16 protein-coding genes and 3 pseudogenes are annotated in these 17,459 nt (G+C 62.3%); 8 read left to right on the top strand and 11 right to left on the bottom strand.

Annotated elements, in window-relative coordinates; all coding sequences use genetic code 11:
• Positions 1-75: 75 nt before the first annotated feature.
• Positions 76-652: pseudogene (locus tag QZ648_RS06840) on the bottom strand (transposase); the annotation flags it as partial.
• A 354-nt stretch (positions 653-1,006) separates the two neighbouring features.
• Here QZ648_RS06840 and QZ648_RS06835 point away from each other — a divergent pair.
• Positions 1,007-1,747 (top strand): tyrosine-type recombinase/integrase, encoded by a 741-nt coding sequence (locus tag QZ648_RS06835; protein WP_291996491.1) that lies wholly within the window; start codon positions 1,007-1,009, stop codon positions 1,745-1,747.
• A 13-nt stretch (positions 1,748-1,760) separates the two neighbouring features.
• On the opposite strand, the pseudogene QZ648_RS06830 reads toward QZ648_RS06835, so the two are convergent.
• Both QZ648_RS06830 and QZ648_RS06825 read right to left on the bottom strand, forming a co-directional pair.
• Positions 1,761-1,934: pseudogene (locus tag QZ648_RS06830) on the bottom strand (transposase zinc-binding domain-containing protein); the annotation flags it as partial.
• Between the two features lie 8 nt (positions 1,935-1,942).
• A complete protein-coding gene (locus QZ648_RS06825; protein ID WP_211203696.1) occupies positions 1,943-2,164 on the bottom strand; it encodes a tyrosine-type recombinase/integrase in 222 nt (73 codons plus the stop codon).
• A 50-nt stretch (positions 2,165-2,214) separates the two neighbouring features.
• Here QZ648_RS06825 and QZ648_RS06820 point away from each other — a divergent pair, with 50 nt between their 5' ends.
• Together QZ648_RS06820 and QZ648_RS06815 are read left to right on the top strand one after the other, a co-directional pair.
• Positions 2,215-2,385, top strand: a complete 171-nt coding sequence (locus tag QZ648_RS06820) for a hypothetical protein (RefSeq protein ID WP_291996490.1) — start codon at positions 2,215-2,217, stop codon at positions 2,383-2,385.
• Positions 2,386-2,730: 345 nt separating this feature from the next.
• Positions 2,731-3,483 carry an SDR family NAD(P)-dependent oxidoreductase gene (locus tag QZ648_RS06815; protein WP_169066286.1) on the top strand — a complete coding sequence of 251 codons (753 nt, stop codon included), beginning with the start codon at positions 2,731-2,733 and terminating at the stop codon, positions 3,481-3,483.
• Between the two features lie 42 nt (positions 3,484-3,525).
• On the opposite strand, the pseudogene QZ648_RS06810 reads toward QZ648_RS06815, so the two are convergent.
• The 8 genes and pseudogenes from QZ648_RS06810 to QZ648_RS06775 all read right to left on the bottom strand — a co-directional run.
• A pseudogene (locus QZ648_RS06810) lies at positions 3,526-4,673 on the bottom strand (AMP-binding protein); the annotation flags it as partial.
• A gap of 608 nt (positions 4,674-5,281) precedes the next feature.
• Complete coding sequence (gene katG, locus QZ648_RS06805) at positions 5,282-7,477, bottom strand: catalase/peroxidase HPI (RefSeq protein ID WP_291996489.1); 2,196 nt, start codon at positions 7,475-7,477, stop codon at positions 5,282-5,284.
• Positions 7,478-7,897: 420 nt separating this feature from the next.
• Positions 7,898-8,923 carry an acetylhydrolase gene (locus tag QZ648_RS06800; RefSeq protein ID WP_248595332.1) on the bottom strand — a complete coding sequence of 342 codons (1,026 nt, stop codon included), beginning with the start codon at positions 8,921-8,923 and terminating at the stop codon, positions 7,898-7,900.
• A 165-nt stretch (positions 8,924-9,088) separates the two neighbouring features.
• Positions 9,089-9,541 (bottom strand): pyridoxamine 5'-phosphate oxidase family protein, encoded by a 453-nt coding sequence (locus QZ648_RS06795; protein ID WP_169066283.1) that lies wholly within the window; start codon positions 9,539-9,541, stop codon positions 9,089-9,091.
• Between the two features lie 55 nt (positions 9,542-9,596).
• Complete coding sequence (locus tag QZ648_RS06790) at positions 9,597-10,058, bottom strand: DUF1499 domain-containing protein (RefSeq protein ID WP_291996488.1); 462 nt, start codon at positions 10,056-10,058, stop codon at positions 9,597-9,599.
• 155 nt (positions 10,059-10,213) lie between these two features.
• Positions 10,214-11,752, bottom strand: coding sequence for a cryptochrome/photolyase family protein (locus tag QZ648_RS06785; protein ID WP_291996487.1), 1,539 nt, complete (start codon positions 11,750-11,752; stop codon positions 10,214-10,216).
• A gap of 99 nt (positions 11,753-11,851) precedes the next feature.
• Entirely contained in the window at positions 11,852-12,844 is a 993-nt protein-coding gene (locus QZ648_RS06780; RefSeq protein ID WP_291996486.1) for an NAD(P)-binding protein, read from the bottom strand.
• 57 nt (positions 12,845-12,901) lie between these two features.
• Positions 12,902-13,189 (bottom strand): TIGR02450 family Trp-rich protein, encoded by a 288-nt coding sequence (locus QZ648_RS06775; protein ID WP_366144069.1) that lies wholly within the window; start codon positions 13,187-13,189, stop codon positions 12,902-12,904.
• Positions 13,190-13,368: 179 nt separating this feature from the next.
• On the opposite strand from QZ648_RS06775, the gene QZ648_RS06770 reads away from it, so the two are divergent.
• The 5 genes from QZ648_RS06770 (at position 13,369) to QZ648_RS06750 (ending at position 17,074) form a co-directional block, all read left to right on the top strand.
• Positions 13,369-14,109 (top strand): SDR family oxidoreductase, encoded by a 741-nt coding sequence (locus tag QZ648_RS06770; RefSeq protein ID WP_291996485.1) that lies wholly within the window; start codon positions 13,369-13,371, stop codon positions 14,107-14,109.
• 6 nt (positions 14,110-14,115) lie between these two features.
• Positions 14,116-14,574 carry a DUF3429 domain-containing protein gene (locus tag QZ648_RS06765; protein WP_291996484.1) on the top strand — a complete coding sequence of 153 codons (459 nt, stop codon included), beginning with the start codon at positions 14,116-14,118 and terminating at the stop codon, positions 14,572-14,574.
• Between the two features lie 32 nt (positions 14,575-14,606).
• The gene (locus QZ648_RS06760) at positions 14,607-14,966 is read left to right on the top strand and encodes a hypothetical protein (protein ID WP_169066278.1); all 360 of its coding nucleotides are present in this window, start codon (positions 14,607-14,609) and stop codon (positions 14,964-14,966) included.
• Between the two features lie 57 nt (positions 14,967-15,023).
• Positions 15,024-16,373: an AarF/ABC1/UbiB kinase family protein gene (locus QZ648_RS06755; protein WP_291996483.1), complete on the top strand. Its 1,350-nt coding sequence runs from the start codon at positions 15,024-15,026 to the stop codon at positions 16,371-16,373.
• Positions 16,374-16,492: 119 nt separating this feature from the next.
• Positions 16,493-17,074, top strand: a complete 582-nt coding sequence (locus tag QZ648_RS06750) for a histidine phosphatase family protein (protein ID WP_291996482.1) — start codon at positions 16,493-16,495, stop codon at positions 17,072-17,074.
• The last annotated feature ends 385 nt before the right edge of the window (positions 17,075-17,459 follow it).

Below are 17,459 nucleotides of genomic sequence, written 5' to 3'. Positions count from 1 at the left end.
AACCAGCGGCAGACAGGGCAGAGCCGGCCCGGCACCGCGCGGAGTTTTTTTGGCGGCGCTGATTTTGGATTGCGCTCAGCTGCTTAGCAGGCGATTTCCGGAAGCCGGAAAGCAAAAGCCCGACTTTTGGGGCCGGCCTTGGTGGGGCGCTCCCCGTGGCAAAGTGCCCGGTTGGAAGGTTTCAATGCAAAGCATGTGTCCACATCCGCACTTCGGGCAGTCAACGCAGCGACTTCCCCGTAAGCAGCTGATAACGGTCGCGGTAGTCGAGCGGCGTATCGGGCTTCTCGAACACCGGCGCAGGTTCAGCGAGCAGCTGCCGGCAGCGGGCCGGTTTGATGGCCCGATGGCGATTGGCCAAGAGGCCGTAATGCCGGATCCGTTGAAATCCGTCGGGTAGCACATGCAGCAAGAAACGGCGGATGAACTCCTGTTCGTCGAGACGCCTCACCTTCTGCCGCGACTCGTGGCGGTAATCCTCCCAGCGAAAGCAGACCATGCCATCGGCAAAGTCGGTCAGCCGATTATTGGCGATGGCCACCCGGTGGGTAAAGCGACCGAGATACTCGAGGACGTTCTCGGGGCCGCCAAACGGCGGCTTGGCGTAGACCACCCACTCGGCCTGTCGCACCGGAGCCAGATAGCGGACAAACGCACGCGGAACCCGAAGCGGTTCGAGTGCTTTAACGGTCATGACACGTGGAGACACCCCAAATCATGAAAGTCATGACCGTTTCCCTCTTCCCCTGCCCCTTCTCCCGCAAGGGGAGAAGGGAGTTTCGTGAGTCGCTTGCGCGACTTTCACATTAAAGAAACGCAGCTCGCCGGCACCGACCGAGGCTGCAGGAGCTGAGGCACACGTTCGCCGTCAGAGCGTTGGAGTCAGCGCCAGCGGGTCGTCAAGGCATCGGACAGCAGATGGTGGCGTTGGCGACTTATCTCGGGCACGTGAACATCGATGCGACGTACTGGTACTTGCAGGCGACTGCCGAGTTGCTCGTGGATATTGCTGCCGCCGGTGAGAGGTTCTTGTCGGGGGAGCAGCGATGAGCTGATCGCCCCGCACATCGAAGCGTTCTTGCGCGATCACCTGAGTAAGCAGCGCGGCGCGAGCGAACACACCTGTGACTCCTACGCCTGCAGTTTCCAGGCCTTGTTCGAGTTTGCCGCGTTCAAGCTCAAGGTTGCGCCGTCGGCCCTTCGGCTGGACCAACTCGACGCGGCGTTGATCGCAGCTTTTTTGGGGCACCTGGAGGTCGACCGCGGCAACACGGCGCAGACGCGCAATGTCCGCTTGGCGGCCATTCGATCATTCTTCCGCTTCCTCCAACATCGCGAACCGGCAGCGCTCGAACAAGTCCGCCGCGTCCTTGCGATACCGTTCAAGCGGACCGATACACGGCTGGTTGCGCATTTCGACAAAGAGGAGGTTCAGGCCTTGCTCGATGCGCCTGACCCGACTACCCGCGACGGAGTGCGGGATCGGGCAATGCTGCATCTGGGGGTGTGTGCTGGCCTGTGGGCGTCAGAGTTGACGGGCCTGCACATTGCCGATGTGGGCGCGCAGTCGGCCAGTGTCCGTGTGCTTGGCAAGGGCCGTCGAGAGCGAGCATTGCCGTTATGGAAACCAGCCGCCGCCGCACTACCGGAATGGTTGGCGGTGCGAGGTGCCCTCTCAACGCCGGAGGTGTTCGCCAACGCTCGCGGCGATCCCTTGAGTCGATGGGGCGTGGCATACATTCGTTGAGGGAAATGGGCAGGTGACCGCAGGCGTCACACCGTTTGACATGTCCGCCGAGAGCGGCCGTGCGGCAACGCTCGATCGCGCTCATGACGCGATGCTGCCCACGGCTGAGTGTGCCAGCGTGGTCCTCGCGATAGCGGGGCCCGGCCTGACGAAAGATGTCCGCCAGTTCGAGCCCGGTGGCGCGCAACGCCGGCCTCAGAAATGAGCCGGCGGCGTCGGTGTCAGGGGTGGAAGCTCCGCCACCTTGGGCAACGGGTCAAAGGGATTGGTCGTGGCGCAAACCGTGCTGCGGGTCACCTTCAGGTACCGCGAGGTGATGGCCAGACGGCGGTGCCCGAGAAAAAGTTGTATGGTACGAACATTGGTGCCAACCTCAAGCAGGTGCGTGGCGACGGCGCGCCGCCGCCAGTTCTCCAGCGCTGAACGGCGGCGTATCCGGTAGCGAGGTGGCGAAAGAGGCGGCGGACATGGCGCCGATGGACGACAACTTTGCGACCATCGTGCAAGCCATCGAGGAGGGGCGCACCATTTTCTCCAACATCAAGAAATGCATCGCCTATATTCTGACCAGCAACGTCCCCGAAATTCAGCCTTCCAAGGGCGGCGTAAAATTCAGTGACTTCGCGAGCGGAAGATGAAGATACCGAAGCGGGCGTCGACGCCGTTTTGGTGAGATCGTTGCCGGCATCACGTAATTCTCGGCGCCCGCAGCACGGCAGAGCCCTAGCGGACTCTGCTGGAGATCGAGAAATCGTGGTCAAACGCGCCAGGAGCGCGTTCGGTTGGATAAGCGTCAAGATCAACAAGGAAGAACGGATGACGATCGCGCCCGTACCAAAGCTGCGTGTCTACGCGTGGGACAGAATGATCGATACCGCCGTGAAGTGCCTCTTGCAGAGGCAGACTGCGGTTACCGTATCTCAGTAGCAAGCCTTCAAACCACTCAGCGCGCGCCCTTTGGCGTCGCCGGGGAAAGGAATATCATGACCAAAACCGTTCTCATAACCGGTGCAAGCGCCGGAATTGGCAAGTCCGCTGCGGTCGCGTTCGTCGCCGCGGGCTGGCGTGTCGTCGCGACGGGCCGCCGCGTGGAGCGGCTTGATGCGCTTCTGGCCGCACTCGGGGCCGACAGGCTGCATCCTGCCGTCTTCGACGTTTGCGACGAAATCGCGCGCGACGCGGCGCTCGCGAGGCTACCCGAGGGCTTTCGCGACATTGATCTGCTGATCAACAATGCGGGCCTCGCGCTTGGGACGTCGCCTGCTCAGCAGGCAGATTTCGCGCAGTGGAAGACCATGATCGACACCAACGTGACCGCGCTCGCATCGCTGACCCATAAGCTGCTTCCTGGTTTGGTCTCCCGGCGGGGCGCCATCATCAACCTGTCGTCAGTCGCGGCCACCTATCCCTATCCCGGCGGGAACGTCTATGGTGGCACCAAGGCTTTCGTCGAGCAGTTTTCACTTGGGCTGCGTTGCGACCTACACGGCACAGGCGTTCGTGTGACTTCCATAGAGCCTGGCATGGTCGAAACAGAGTTCACCCTGGTGCGTACGGGTGGAAACCAGGCCGCGTCAGACGCGCTCTACCATGGCGCCGCGCCAATGACGGGTGACGATATCGCAGCCGCGATGCTGTGGGTCGCTGAGTTGCCACCGCACCTAAACATCAACCGCCTTGAGCTGATGCCCGTGAATCAGTCCTTCGCCGGCTTCAAAGTGGCGCGTGCGGATTGACGTCGTGCGCACTGGATTGCGCCGGACTTGCCCGAAGCGCGCTCACCCCGAGTCGCCCAGCGCCGAGGTGTCGCCCTCGGGCAGTCCAAGCTCGCGCGTCTTCAGGAGGCGGCGCAGGATCTTGCCGCTGCGCGTACGCGGCAGGGTCGACAAAAACGCGATCTCCTTCGGCGCCACGACGGCGCCCAGGCGCCTGCATGCGTGGCCGAGCAGTTCCATGCGCAAGGACTCGCTCTCGCCGAATGCCGGGTTGAGCAAGACGAAGGCCCTGACCACGGCGCCGGCCATCGGATCGGGCTTGCGAATGACTCCGGCTTCGGCAACGGCCGGATGCTCCATCAGGACGCTCTCGACCTCGAATGGGCCGATCAGGTGTCCGGCCAACTTGATCAGGTCATCGACGCGGCCGACGAACCAGAAGCAGCCCTCTGCGTCTCGCCTGACCAGATCGCCGGTCAGGTAATGGTCGCCGGAAAAGCACTTGCGGTAGCGCTCCTCCTGCCCGAGATAGCCGCGGAACATCGACGGCCAGCCGACCCGCAGGGCAAGCTCTCCCTCGACGTCGTCAGCAATGGCCTCTTCGATGCCGCCGCCTGCGCGCCTGCGCATCAGGCGGGCATCGATGCCCGACTTGCTAGTCGCATAGTGGGCAATTGCCGCCGCGTGGACATGTATCGCGGCCTTGGGTGCGCCAGTGGTGCCGCTGGTGAAATGCAGCAAGGCCATGTCCTCGCCCGAGGTTGGAACGACGCGCAGTCATCCGTGGCCTGCTCCATCAGTGTCGCCAGATCGAGGGCTCCGGGAACGTCGGTCCGGCCGCCATCGTCGCCGATCAGCAGAATGTGCTCGAGCGCCGGCAGTTGGCCGAGAATGCCGGCCACCTTGCGCCGAAACAGGGACTCGCTGGTCAGCAGCACCCTGCCCTCGCCGATGGCCATGCGCGTGCGTATCGGCTCGGGACCAAAGGCGGAGAACAGCGGCGAGACCACGCTGCCGTTGTTCAGCGCGCCGATCAGCGCTGTGTACAGGTCCGGCACCCGACCGGCCAGAATGAACAGGCGCTCGCCCTTGCCGACGCCGAGTCGCTGCAGGACGTTGGCGAAGCGGTTGGTCTGGCGTGCGAGTTCCACGAAGCTGACGTCGCGCCGTAGGTCGTTTCGACTGATGAAGCGAAACGCTACTCGCCCGCGTAGCGCCGTCTCTAGCAGCCTGTCGGACTTTCCCGGCGCCAGATCCGTGCATGATATAATCATATCTCTTCGAGCAACCGAGTCGTCACATGGCCAAGTTTATCGTCGCTGACCGCCAGACCGACCATCTGCTTGCTACCGCCGTCGGTAGACGACTGGCTGAACCAGGATCACCTGGCGCGATTCATTGTTAATGTGAAAGTCGCGCAAGCGACTCACGAATCTCCCTTCTCCCCTCGCGGCAGAAGGGTCGGGGAAGAGAGGAAAACGGTCATGACTTTCATGATCCGGGGTATCTCGCCATGTCATGACCGTTAGTCCGACAGGCTGCTAGGGCGGGTCAAGGTAAGAAGAGTTGTCATTGCCCATCGTGGGGCAAACACCGCTGCTGAACGAAGCGGATTTCAGATGAGTTTCATGGGGTTCATGCAAAAAGTTTGCAAAGGACGCCGCGTGATGGGAGCCTATCTACTCACGAGAGTGCCATTGCATCTCTTTTCCTTGAACAGTCCCCGGCTGGCATTCGCGCGGCCTCTACCCGGTCCGGGATAGCCCGATTCCAGGTCGTGGCTGCGCGGCAGAGAACGTCCGGGATCTGTTCTCTGAAGTCATGCAAGGTCGAAGCGATCGAGGTTCATCACCTTGTTCCAGGCTGCCACAAAATCACCCATGAACGCCGGCTGCGAATCGCTGCACGCATAGACTTCTGCGAGGGCCCGGAGCTGGGAGTTCGAACCGAAGACGAGATCAACGATCGTGCCCGTCCATTTCAGGTCGCCCGTCGCCCGATCACGCCCCTCCAAGACGCCTTCAGAGGTGGCGGACTTCTGCCACTTGGTGTTCATGTCGAGGAGATTGACGAAGAAGTCATTGGTCAAGGCTTCGGGGCGTTTGGTGAAGACACCGTGTTTGGACTTCCCGGCGTTTGCACCCAGCGCGCGCATGCCGCCGACGAGAACCGTCATCTCCGGAGCGGTCAGTGTCAGCAGGTTTGCCCGATCCACCAGCAACTCGGCCGCCGATCCCTCGTGCCCATTGCGGACGTAGTTGCGGAACCCGTCTGCGGTCGGCTCCAGTATGGCGAACGAGTCTGCATCGGTCTGCTCCTGAGACGCGTCCATGCGCCCCGGCGAGAAGGGAACCTTTACTTCGTGGCCGGCTTTCGTCGCTGCCGCCTCGATGGCTGCGCAGCCGCCAAGCACAATAAGGTCGGCCAGCGAGATCTTCTTGCCGCCGGACTGCGCGCCGTTGAACGCTTTCTGGATGGCCTCTAGCGACGGCAGCACCTTCGCCAGATCAGCGGGCTGGTTGACCTCCCAATCTTTCTGTGGCGCGAGGCGGATGCGCGCGCCGTTGGCGCCGCCACGCTTGTCGCTGCCGCGGAAGCTGGACGCCGACGCCCAGGCGGTCGTGACCAGTTGGGAAATGGACAGACCGCAGGCGAGGATCCTGGCCTTCAGCGCCGCAATGTCCTGCTCATCGACCAGCGCATGGTCGACGGCAGGGATCGGGTCCTGCCAGATCAACGCTTCCTTCGGCACCAGCTTGCCGAGGTAGCGCGCGCGCGGGCCCATGTCGCGGTGGGTCAGCTTGAACCAGGCGCGGGCGAAGGCATCGGCGAACTCCTCCGGGTTCTGCATGAAGTGGCGCGAGATCTTCTCGTAGGCCGGGTCCATGCGCATCGCCATGTCCGCAGTGGTCATCATCGGCGCGTGCCGTTTGGCCGGATCATGGGCATCCGGCACGGTGGTCGCCGCAGCCGGGTCCCTGGGCTGCCACTGGTGGGCGCCAGCCGGGCTCTTGGTCAGCTCCCATTCGTAGCCGAACAGGGTCTCGAAGTAACCGCCATCCCACTGGATCGGGTTGGGGGTCCAGGCGCCTTCGATACCGCTCGTGATCGCGTCCCCGCCCTTGCCGGAGCCGAAGCTGCTTGTCCAGCCCAGGCCCTGCTCCTCAATGCCTGCGCCTTCCGGTTCGCGACCGACGTGGGCGGCGTCGCCGGCACCGTGGGCCTTGCCGAAGGTGTGACCGCCGGCGGTGAGCGCAACGGTCTCGTAGTCGTCCATCGCCATTCTGGCAAAGGTCTCCCGGATGTCGCGCGCCGAGGCAAGAGGATCCGGCCTGCCGTTCGGGCCTTCGGGATTGACGTAGATCAGGCCCATCTGAACGGCGCCAAGCGGCCTGTCAAGCTCACGGTCGCCCGTGTAGCGCTCGTCCCCCAGCCAGGTGGTTTCCGGGCCCCAGTAGATATGGTCCTCCGGTTCCCAGATGTCCGGTCGACCAGCGCCGAAACCGAAGGTCTTGAAGCCCATCGAATCCATCGCCACGTTGCCGGTGAGGACGATCAGGTCGGCCCAGGACAGCTTGCGGCCATACTTTTGCTTGATCGGCCAGAGCAGGCGGCGCGCCTTGTCGAGGTTGCCGTTGTCCGGCCAACTGTTGAGCGGGGCGAAGCGCTGCGCGCCGGTGCCTGCACCGCCGCGACCGTCCGCGATGCGGTAGGTGCCCGCAGCATGCCAGGTCATGCGGACGAAGAACGGCCCGTAGTGGCCATAGTCCGCCGGCCACCAGTCCTGCGAATCGGACATCAACGCATGGAGATCCTTGACGACGGCATCCAGATCAAGGCTCTTGAATTCCTCGGCGTAATTGAACGCCTCGCCCATGGGATTGGACTTTGACGACTGCTGGTGCAGCATCTTGAGGTTCAGTTGCTTGGGCCACCAGCCTGCGTTGGTCGATGTTCCGGAGACAGTGTGGCTGCCAGCGCCGCCCGCGAACGGGCACTTTGCTTCGGTTGACATGGTTCTCTCCTTTGGATGTTTGAAATTGACTACCCGATTCAATCTGGAGTTTGGGCACCGATCAACAAACGAAGCGCAGCCAACGGGTCTGCCTGCAGAATCACCCGTATGTCCACCAGACGATCCAAGTCTAGGACGGCCTGGGGCATTGTTCCAATCAATTATAATCATAGACTCGATTGTGCACGGCTATTGCTCAGCCCGTGTTCGCAGTGCTGCCGAGCCTCGCCAGTCGGCGCCGCCAGGCCGAAGCCTTCACGCTCGCGCTTTTGAGCGGCCTCTGGCGCCTAACGCCAATGGCGTGGGTCTGTTTGGCATCGCAATTGAGCGCGACGATCGGGATGCGGTTGACACGCTCGAATTCGAAGCGAGGCACACGGCATCCGGTCAGCAAGAGGGGATAGCACGTCGACGCAAGGCCTAGTAGCCCGGGGTAAGGAACTTGGCGAGAATACTGTCGTGGCGTGCAGGCCAGTTGCGCAGCGCCACATTGCTGCCGCCCAGCGCACTCTCGAAGAAAGCGACCGACAGCTCCCTTGTCGCGGCCTTCACCAACGAATTGAGAGCGACGCCGCCGGTGCGATTACGATCGGTGAACATGCTGTGCGATCCGCCGTCGAATACGGCAAGAACCTTGTGGGCGCCAGGCATGGCGTCGAAAACAGCGATCCTGTCCGCAACCCCCGAGTAGTAGCCCGGAATGCGGATGATGTCTTCAGTCGCCGTAATGTGCAGTGTCGGCACACTGATCTCGGCGAGAATTCCAGCCATGTTGCTTTCACCGTAGAAGGGCGGTGCTGAAAGCAGAACGGCCGCGCTGAGACGCGGCTCGAAAAGGTCAATGATGCGATCCTGGCGCAGGATGCGCGCACCCAGGGCCAGCATAACGGTATTGGCGCCGTACGAATGGCCGGCGCCAACTATGCGCTTGGCGTCGATTCTCGAGCCCAGTTCTTGATCGGCGAGAACCTGGTCCAGCGCGAAACGCAGGTCCTCGACGCGAGCGATCGCCTCCTCTTCCTGGGCCGCCCCCTGCAGGCGTCCGACGAGGCCGAAGATGTTACCGCTCCACAGCGAACGGTCGCTGCCAACATGCTGCAGATGCAGACTGGCATAGCCGTGACTGGCCCAGTACGCGCCAAGGTAACTGTAGCCCCGCCGCGATCCGCCCATGCCGTGCGAGAAAACCACCAGAGGCAGTCTCTGCGCCGGCGCCGTCTGGGCCGGAAGATACAAGCGAACCGGAACGGCGCGGTTGCGAGCCCTATCGAACCAGTCGAAATCACGGGTAACGATCTTCGTAGTGCCCGCTTCAGCTGCACTCTCCGTCAACGCGTTAACGGCGGGCACGGCCACCGGCACCTCTACCACCTGGGCCGCGAGGTGAGGCGACGCCAGGACGAGCACCAACAGTGCGGTACCGGCGGCGGCTGTGATTCTGATCAACGGCCTGCTGGATGCGGGTGTCGCGTTGTCAGTTGCGACAGCTGGCATGTGAAGCTTGAGAGATTTCATGGCGGGACCTCACGGCCAACAAAGGTGGTTTGACGACTCCAATCGACCGTTGCCTTGCCCCGAAGTTGCGAATCTGCCGCGAGTCGACCGACGGTATCAGTCTCCGGTGCGCCATTCGACAACCTTCTGAAAACTGGAAACAAGAAGGTACGAATCGACCTTCACCCGGACAACAGCACAAGTCGGAGAGGCTGCAAACTCGGCCAGATAGGGGTGGCAGGCGAGGAACAACTCGAGCAGAGGAGCGCGTTCACCAGGGCCCGCTTCCTGTGCCTTTCCGATGGCGGTTACCGCCACGGAATCCCTGGTATCAGAGCCCTTGTTCTCACGGTTGTCGATCAGCATGGCGACCCGACAATTGGCCGCAAGGTTGGCGAACTTGCACGTCGTCCTATCGCTCAGAACGACCAGTTGCTGCAAATCGGCGGAGGCCACAAACGCCATCAGGCTGGTGAAAGGCTGCCCGTGGTCATCGGTCGCCAACACCGCGAAACGTTGCGCCTGAAACAGGTCCGTCAGAACCCTCTGCATCTCGACATCTGTGCTCATCGCTTCCATTCCGTAAAAAAAGCCGGGTTCGACGCCGGTTTCGAATAGCGGGCCATCAGCGCTCGCTCGCACGCTCGAAGCGAACAGCGAATTCCTGCATCCGCGAACGGTTTTTACCCCAATCGAAAAACCCGAACAACGACCGTGATCGAAAGTCAATGCGCTGCATCGCCGCGTCGATCCTGAAATTGACCTGGTCCCTGAAGCCAACGGGCGTGGTGAAGATCACTTCCAGCGCAAGATTTTCACTGTGCACGATTGTTGCCTCGGGGAAGGTTTTCAGCGTGGCTTGCAGCATTGCCATGGCCTGCGCGGGGGTGCCTGTATAGCGCAGCGGCACCAGGCTGCCAGTGCCCAGAGAGTTGGCACAGTTGCTGGAGAGCGTGCAGGCCAGGTGCGGAGCGATGCTGTCGGAAGCATCGCTGGCGTGGGGCTTCGGCGCATCCGAGGCACATCCACTGAGCAGTATCGCCAGGCTCGCAATCAAAAATCCGGTGTTTTTTCGAACGATTCGCAAGGCCTTCCCCAAAGTTAGAAGTGGGCCAGTATGGCATGGCATGACAAGGAAGGTCCGGCCCGCAACTCGGGAATCACGACGCCAGGCCCGGTGCCGCGAAGATCGGAGCGTTGCGGGATCTCCTTGCCGTGGTCGCCAGCCATCGGGATGAAAGATCACAGGCGATCCAGCGAGCGGCGTAGCTCGTCTGCATGCTCCTGTAACGAACCTCGCGTCGCCTCATCCATCTTCGCCAACTGCCGATAGACCATGCCGAGACGCGGATTTGTCGAGAGTTTTCCAGCGTTGCGCGCAAAGAAGTCCCAGTAGAGCGAGTTGTAGGGGCAGGCTCGCTCGCCGGTACGCAGCTTCTTGTCGTAATGACAGCCCTTGCAGTAGTCACTCATGCGATCGATGTAGGCGGCGCTGGATACGTACGGCTTGGTGGCCAGGAGTCCGCCGTCGGCGAACTGGCTCATGCCGATGGTGTTGGGGAGTTCGACCCATTCGAAAGCGTCGACATAGACACCGAGATACCAACGATGCACGCCAGAGGGGTCGAGGCCGGCCAGCAGCGCAAAGTTGCCGATCACCATCAGTCGCTGGATGTGGTGGGCGTAGGCCTGTTCGAGAGACTGGCCAATGGCGAGTGCAAGACAGCGCATCCTGGTCTGACCGTCCCAGAACCATTCCGGCAGCGACCGGACGTGGCCGAATATGTTGTTCTCGACATACTCCGGCATGTGCGCCCAGTAGAAGCCACGAATGTACTCGCGCCAGCCGATGATCTGCCGGATGAAGCCCTCGGCAGTTGCCAGTGATACCCGCCCCGCGCGCCAGGAGGCGTCTACCCTGGCAACGACCTCGCGCGGGCCGAGCATCTTGGTGTTGAGTGCAAATGACAAGAGCGAGTGAAACATTCGCCAGGCGCGATGGCTCATCGCGTCCTGAAAGTCGCCGAAGTGCGGCAGCGCCCTCGCGATGAAGGCGTCAAGTTGCTGCAAGGCTTCGGCGCGATTGAGCGGCCAGGCCAACTGTGCCGCGTTGGCCTCGCCGAAGCTGCTGACGCCTGCGGCGACGATCGTCTGCCAGAGCGCTGAATGGTCGTGAGACGCCCGCAAGTCTGCGGGTTCGGACGGTAGCCCTGGCCAGGGCTTGCGGTTGTCGTGGTCGAAGTTCCATTGACCGCCGACGGGTCGGCTATCACCATCGATCAGTATGCGATGTTGCACCCGCATGTGGCGGTAAAAGCGCTCCATCAGCCATTGCTTACGTCCCGGAAATAGCCGCGCTGCCTCGTCGCGAAGAGTATAAAAGTGCTCGCTTTCCACCATTCTGGTGGGGATGGATTGACGCCGCCCATAGTCGGCCAGTTGCGCGTCGAGTCGCCATTCGTCGGGGGCCTGGTATTCGAAGGCCCGAACGCGGAACCGAACCATCAGCGCATCTAGGTTGTCCGGCAGCGCTTGCCGGTTGTGCGGATCATCGATCGCCAGGTAGTGCACGCAGTGTCCGGCCGCACGCAACTGACGGGCCAGGTCGCGCATCGCGGCAAAGATGGCGATGATTTTTTGCGCGTGGTGCAGCACGTAGTCGGTTTCCTGGCGCATTTCCATGAAGACGTACAGCACGTCGTCGCGCTGTTGCTCGAACCAAGTGTGCTGTGGATTGAGCTGGTCCCCGAGAATCAGCCGAAGGGTTGTGCCGGGACTCATGCAATTTCCTGCCAAAGCCGGCTGCCCTGGCATAGGTCCTGGGGCGTCAACATGATCGACTGGTCATCGTGCCAGGCCGCATCTGACCAGGTCCGGCCGTCAGCATCGAGCGAACGACCGCAACGCCTGTTCGGCCAGCGCCTGGCCACTGAGCCAGGCACCCTCCACTTTGCCGCCGTTGAGCCAGTCTCCGCAAAGGCCCAGTCCAATGTCCGGACGCCAGGCGCAAACCTCGTGGAGAGCCGGTTCGGTGTCGGCGTAACGCCAGCGGTGCACAGTCCAATCCTGTGGCGCCGGACCGCCGAGTTGGCCAAAGGCAGACAGCAGGGCTGCGGCGACGCTCTCGGAACCTTCCTCCAGATGCGCCTCAGTCCAGTCTGCGCATGCGTGCAGGAGCCAGGTTTCCTCGCCGCGGCGGCTCGGCTTGCTGCTGTTGCGGGCGATCCAGCGCAGTGGGCCCTGATTGACGAAGGCGGCATCGAAGGGCAGGTCGACCGGCGCAGCAAAACGCAGCATCAGTGCCCAACAACCGCGCATCACAGCGCTGCCGGCCAGTGCCGCCAGCTCGGGGGCCGCCTGCTGCAATAGCGGTACCGCCTGCGGCGCAGGTACGGCCAGCAGAACGGCAGTGAAGCGCGTCTCCAGCCAGCCTTGCTCAGCCGAAAGGATCTGCCAGCCGTGCGTCTGCTGCCTCAGTTGCTCAATGTTCGTTAGTGCGTGCACGGCCAGTGCGCTGGCCAGATAACGGGCAGGCGCCGTCATGGCAGGCACACCGACAAAGCGCTCGACGGTCGACTCGCGTCCTTGCGGCGAAGCTCCATCAAACGTCCCCAGCCTTGGTTCCCAGACGCCTGCGACCCCGGCGCGCTGCCAGCGCGCCACTTCGGCGCGGAAGGCGGGGTCGCGAGCAGTGAAATACTGGGCACCGTGATCGCATTGCCAGTCGGCGCCCCGACGGGTGCTCATGCGCCCACCGGGGCCGCGACTCTTGTCGAACAGACTGACTTCGAGGCCAGCCCGTTGAAGTGCTGTGGCGCAGGCCAGGCCGGCGATACCGGCACCGATCAGCGCAAGATGGACAGTCGGACGCATGTTTTTTTGTCAATCATCGGTCGGACGAGCCGGTGCGTGGATTCTTCCCGGCACAAGTCATTGCCAGCCTTGCAGCCACTGCCGGCCATCGCTTAGATCACGCCAGGATAGCGAAAACAATCGCCCAGAATACACGGCTTCCAGAACGATGGTTTCAATGCGGGTAGCCGGCTGCCCGGGCTGAATCACCTCGGTAACCATGAAGTGCCTTTCCTTGCCATACGGGGAAGCAGCCGTCCACTTGCTGAGCCGCAGTTTCTTCGGGTTGAGGCGGCGAGCAGCCTGTGAAGCAAACGCCTGCACCTCGGATCCGGGTGCGGAAGATGGTTTCACTGCCTTTTTCATTTTTGTCCTGGACAACCGAAAGTCTGATGCGTAATATACGCTAAACGACGGGGATTTGTGATCTACATTTTTCTTTTTTGTCTAACACAAAATATCTTTCGATCGCTCAAACGGATGCTCTCGGCGGCGCTCAGGGGAGTCGCCTCCCAAAAAGCCGGTGAAACTGGAGAAGAGATACCATGGAAAAAGTAGCCCTGATTACTGGAGCGTCAGGCGGACTGGGTCAATCGGTGGCGACCAGACTGTCAGAGGCAGGCTGGAAACTGCTGGTGACCAGCCGGGAGGGTGAGCGCTTGACCCGCAGCTACGGGGACAGCCACGTTCAGGTGGTCGCTGATTGCTCCAGCGTTGCCGGATCGCGCCACATTTTCGAGGTCGCCAAAGCACATCAAATGCTGCCCACGGCATTCGCGCACTGCGTCGGCAACATCCGCTTGGGCGCGCTGCATCGCATGTCCGAGGTCGACTTCGCTGCCTGCCTCAACGCCAATCTGATCAGCGCCTTCCATACGCTGGCCGCCTTTGTCGGCGCCTTGCGCGATGCCAAGGGCCCCGGAGCGGCGGTGCTGGTCTCGTCGGCTGCAGCGCGGATTGGCACTCCGAATCACGAGGCGGTTGCGGCAGCGAAAGCCGGCGTCGAAGGACTGGTACGCAGCGCGGCGGCGACCTACGAAAGCAATGGCATCCGCATCAATGCCGTCGCCCCCGGCATCATGGACACGCCAGCCTCCACCGCCATTCTCGGTACCGCGATGGGCCGCGACGCGGCGGCTCGCCAGTACCCCTTACCGGGTATTGGTTCCCCCGACGAACTGGCCGAACTGATGGTCTGGCTGCTCTCGGACAAGGCTGCCCGGGTGACCGGCCAGGTGTGGTCGATGGATGCCGGCTTTTCCAGCATTCGACCGTTGGTCCGGTAGGACGCGATGGACCACTCACTGCCCAATCCCATGCCGCGCGGCGTTGCCTGGCTCGCTTACGGAGGACTGCTGCCGTTTCTCGTCCTGGCCCCCGCCAGCCTCGTCGACCCGCACCACGCAAAGCTCTGGAGCGATGCGCTGATTGCCTACGGCGCGGTGATCCTGACCTTCGTCGGTGCCCTGCATTGGGGATTCGCCATGACTTTGACCGATCTCAGCGCAAGTCAGCGGACGTGGTGCTTCGTCTGGAGTGTCGTCCCGGCGCTTATCGCCTGGTCGGCGTTTCTGTTCTCGCCGATGCTGGCTAGCATTCTTTTGGTGACCGGGTTTCTGTCCCACTACTGGCAGGATAGATTTCTGATCGCCAGCAGCCATTTGCCGGCCTGGTACCTGCCGTTGCGCTTCCGGCTGACTAGCGTGGCCTGCCTTTGCCTGACCGCAGGTGCTTTCGCTGAAACCTGGTAATCGTTCAAAACCCATCGAGCAAAGGAGCCACGATGAACGCCTTCGACCGACTTCCGGGATTCGTGCAGACGCCTGCTGGTCGGGAGCGCGACGTGCTCCGCCTATTACCCCGGGTGCTCGTTTTTGGCACGCTGCTTCTGTCCCTGCCGTCGCTTGCGGCGAGAATTTTTCTCGGCGAATGGGATGCGGTGGAAGCCTCGACTGGCCTCCAGATGGTCGACATTCTTGCGCTCGGTATCGTCGTCCTGCACTGGACGGCGGTGCTCACGGTAGCGATTGCTGCATTCATCGTCATGGTGATGAAAGGTCCCGCTTATGTGGCGGACGCCTATCCCCTTGAGGATTCGGAAACCCCGGATTCTCCCGGTTGCCGGCAGCCGGCTTCGTTCTGAAGAATTGTTCGCCAAGTGTTCCGGGCAACTGTCGGATCAGATGGAAAGCGAGGCCACATGCTCGACGATGAGCGAAGCAAACGCGACGCAAGCACCTCGGCCGTTCCCGGCGGACGGTGGTCCAGGCTTGCCCGGCTGGGTGTTCTCGCCAGCGGTGTTGCCGGCAGTATGCTGGCAGAAGGGACGCGGCAGTTAGCCCAGGGCAAGCGTCCGCGCATTGGCGACTTGCTGCTGACGCCTGAGAACGCCTACCGTATTGCCGATCAGCTTGCCCGCTTGCGCGGTGCAGCGATGAAGCTTGGGCAATTGTTGTCCATGGATGCAGGCGAGCTGTTGCCGCCCGAGTTTGGCGATATCCTCGCCAGCTTGCGCTCGGACGCCAAAGCCATGCCGATGAGCCAGCTGGTGAGTGTACTCGATGCCAACTGGGGAATGGGCTGGGACCGTCGATTCCGGCGGTTCTCCTTCACTCCGGTGGCGGCAGCATCGATCGGACAGGTCCACCTGGCGGAAACGAAGGACGGGCGACGCCTGGCCATAAAAGTCCAGTACCCCGGTGTTCGCCGAAGTATCGACAGCGATATCGACAATGTCGCGACCTTGCTGCGCGTTTCGGGCCTGCTGCCGCGCGGCATCGAGATCGGGCCACTGCTACTGGAGGCGAAACGTCAGTTGCACGCCGAAGCGGATTATCTCGGCGAGGCGGCCTTGCTCGGCCGCTACGCCGGACTGCTTGCCGACGCGCCCGAGTTCATGCTGCCCGAGGTGCACGCTGACCTGACGACGGAGAGCGTCCTGGTCATGTCTGGCATGGGCGGCGTGCCGGTCGAATCTCTGCTGCATGCCCCGCAAGCAGAGCGAGATCGTGTGGCAGGACTGCTGTTCAGGCTTCTTTTCCGGGAAATTTTCGAATTCCGATTGATCCAGACCGACCCCAATTTCGCCAATTACCGCTACAACAACGCCACCCGGCAATTGATTCTGCTCGACTTTGGCGCCACCCGCCCCTACCCAGCAGCCATCGTTGACGCCTATCGCCGGCTGCTGGAGGGTGCCGTCGGCGGAAACCGGCAGGAAATGAGCGTGGCCGCCAGCGCCATCGGGTATTTCCGGGCCGATATCGGGGAACGGCAGCGGCACCTCGTCCTGGATGTCTTCATGCACGCCTGCGAACCCTTGCGCTACGCCGGTGCCTACGATTTCGGTAACTCGGATCTGCCAGCGCGAATCCGCGACGCCGCTCTGGCATTGAGCGCTGAAAGGGATTCCTGGCATACGCCACCGGCGGACGCCCTGTTCTTGCACCGCAAGGCAGGCGGTCTTTATCTGCTGGCGGCAAAGCTGAAGGCACGAGTGGATATTCGCGCCTTGTTCCTGCATTACGCGTCGAGGCAGGTGCCGCCATGAACCGGCAGCGAAACACCGGATGGTCAAGTCGGCCGTCTGATCGCCGATCGACAGATGGGTCCCTCCGTTCAAGCTCGATCTACGCGCTATCGAACCTGTCGACTGAAGGAAGGAGGAGAATGCGCACGCTGCTCGTCCTGTCGCTTGTGTTCATGTCTTGGTCCTTTGCGGCGCGGGGCGATGACCCTGCAGTGCCGCTCGACGAACTTGCCAAGCCGGGCCGTGCGCTCATGCTGCGGCATGCCAACGCGCCGGGGTTCGGCGATCCGCCAAATTTCGTCATCGGCGATTGTTCCACCCAACGCAATCTCGATGCCAGTGGCCGGGCTCAGGCACGACAGTTGGGCGCCCGTCTGCGGGCGGTCGGCCTGACCAATGCGAGGATCTTTTCAAGCCAGTGGTGCCGCGCGCTGGAAACGGCCCGCCTACTGAACCTTGGGCCGGTAGAGTCCTTGCCGGCGTTGAATTCCTTTTTTGCACGGCCGGACGATCGCCGAAAAACTCTCGACGCCTTGCGAGCGTTTCTCGCCAGCTTGCCCGTCGATGGCCAGCCGGTGATTCTGGTCACTCATCAAGTCGTGATCAACGCCTTCACCGAGGCAGCGCCGCCTTCCGGTGGCGGCAGCGTCTTTCAGACAAATGAATCCCAGACGCCAGTATGGCTTGGCGTCATCCCCAGCGAGGAAAGAGAGGGTTCTTGAGCATGACCGCCATTCGACGCGCCTGCCCAGCTCTCAACTCGGTCGGCTGTTCCATTGCTACCCGAACCCCGATGACGAGTCGGAAAGCGAGGGAGCCGGCGGAGGGCCAAGAGCAAGGCGTACGAGGAACCACAGCAGCATCACGCAAGCCGCGGGAGAAAGCTTGGGCAGCCTTGCTGACCTGGGTCGGCGAATGAGCGAGCCGGCCAACTGCTACGTGAATTGTCGCCATAGCGGCGCCCCCCCTGATCCGGGTTCCCAGTTTTGGCTTGTCGTCTTCACTCCAGCAGCCTGGCATTTGATAGCGCCGAGCGCGAAGCGGCGCACAAGGCATCGTTCGCGCCTGCTTGATCTGGTGACGCAAAGCGAGCATGCGTCCTGAAGT

The organism is Candidatus Accumulibacter sp. ACC012 (assembly GCF_907163155.1).
In the GTDB taxonomy this organism is placed as follows: domain Bacteria; phylum Pseudomonadota; class Gammaproteobacteria; order Burkholderiales; family Rhodocyclaceae; genus Accumulibacter; species Accumulibacter delftensis.
The sequence above is the reverse complement of the archived record's forward strand: the minus strand, read 5'-3'. Positions and strand labels throughout refer to the sequence as shown.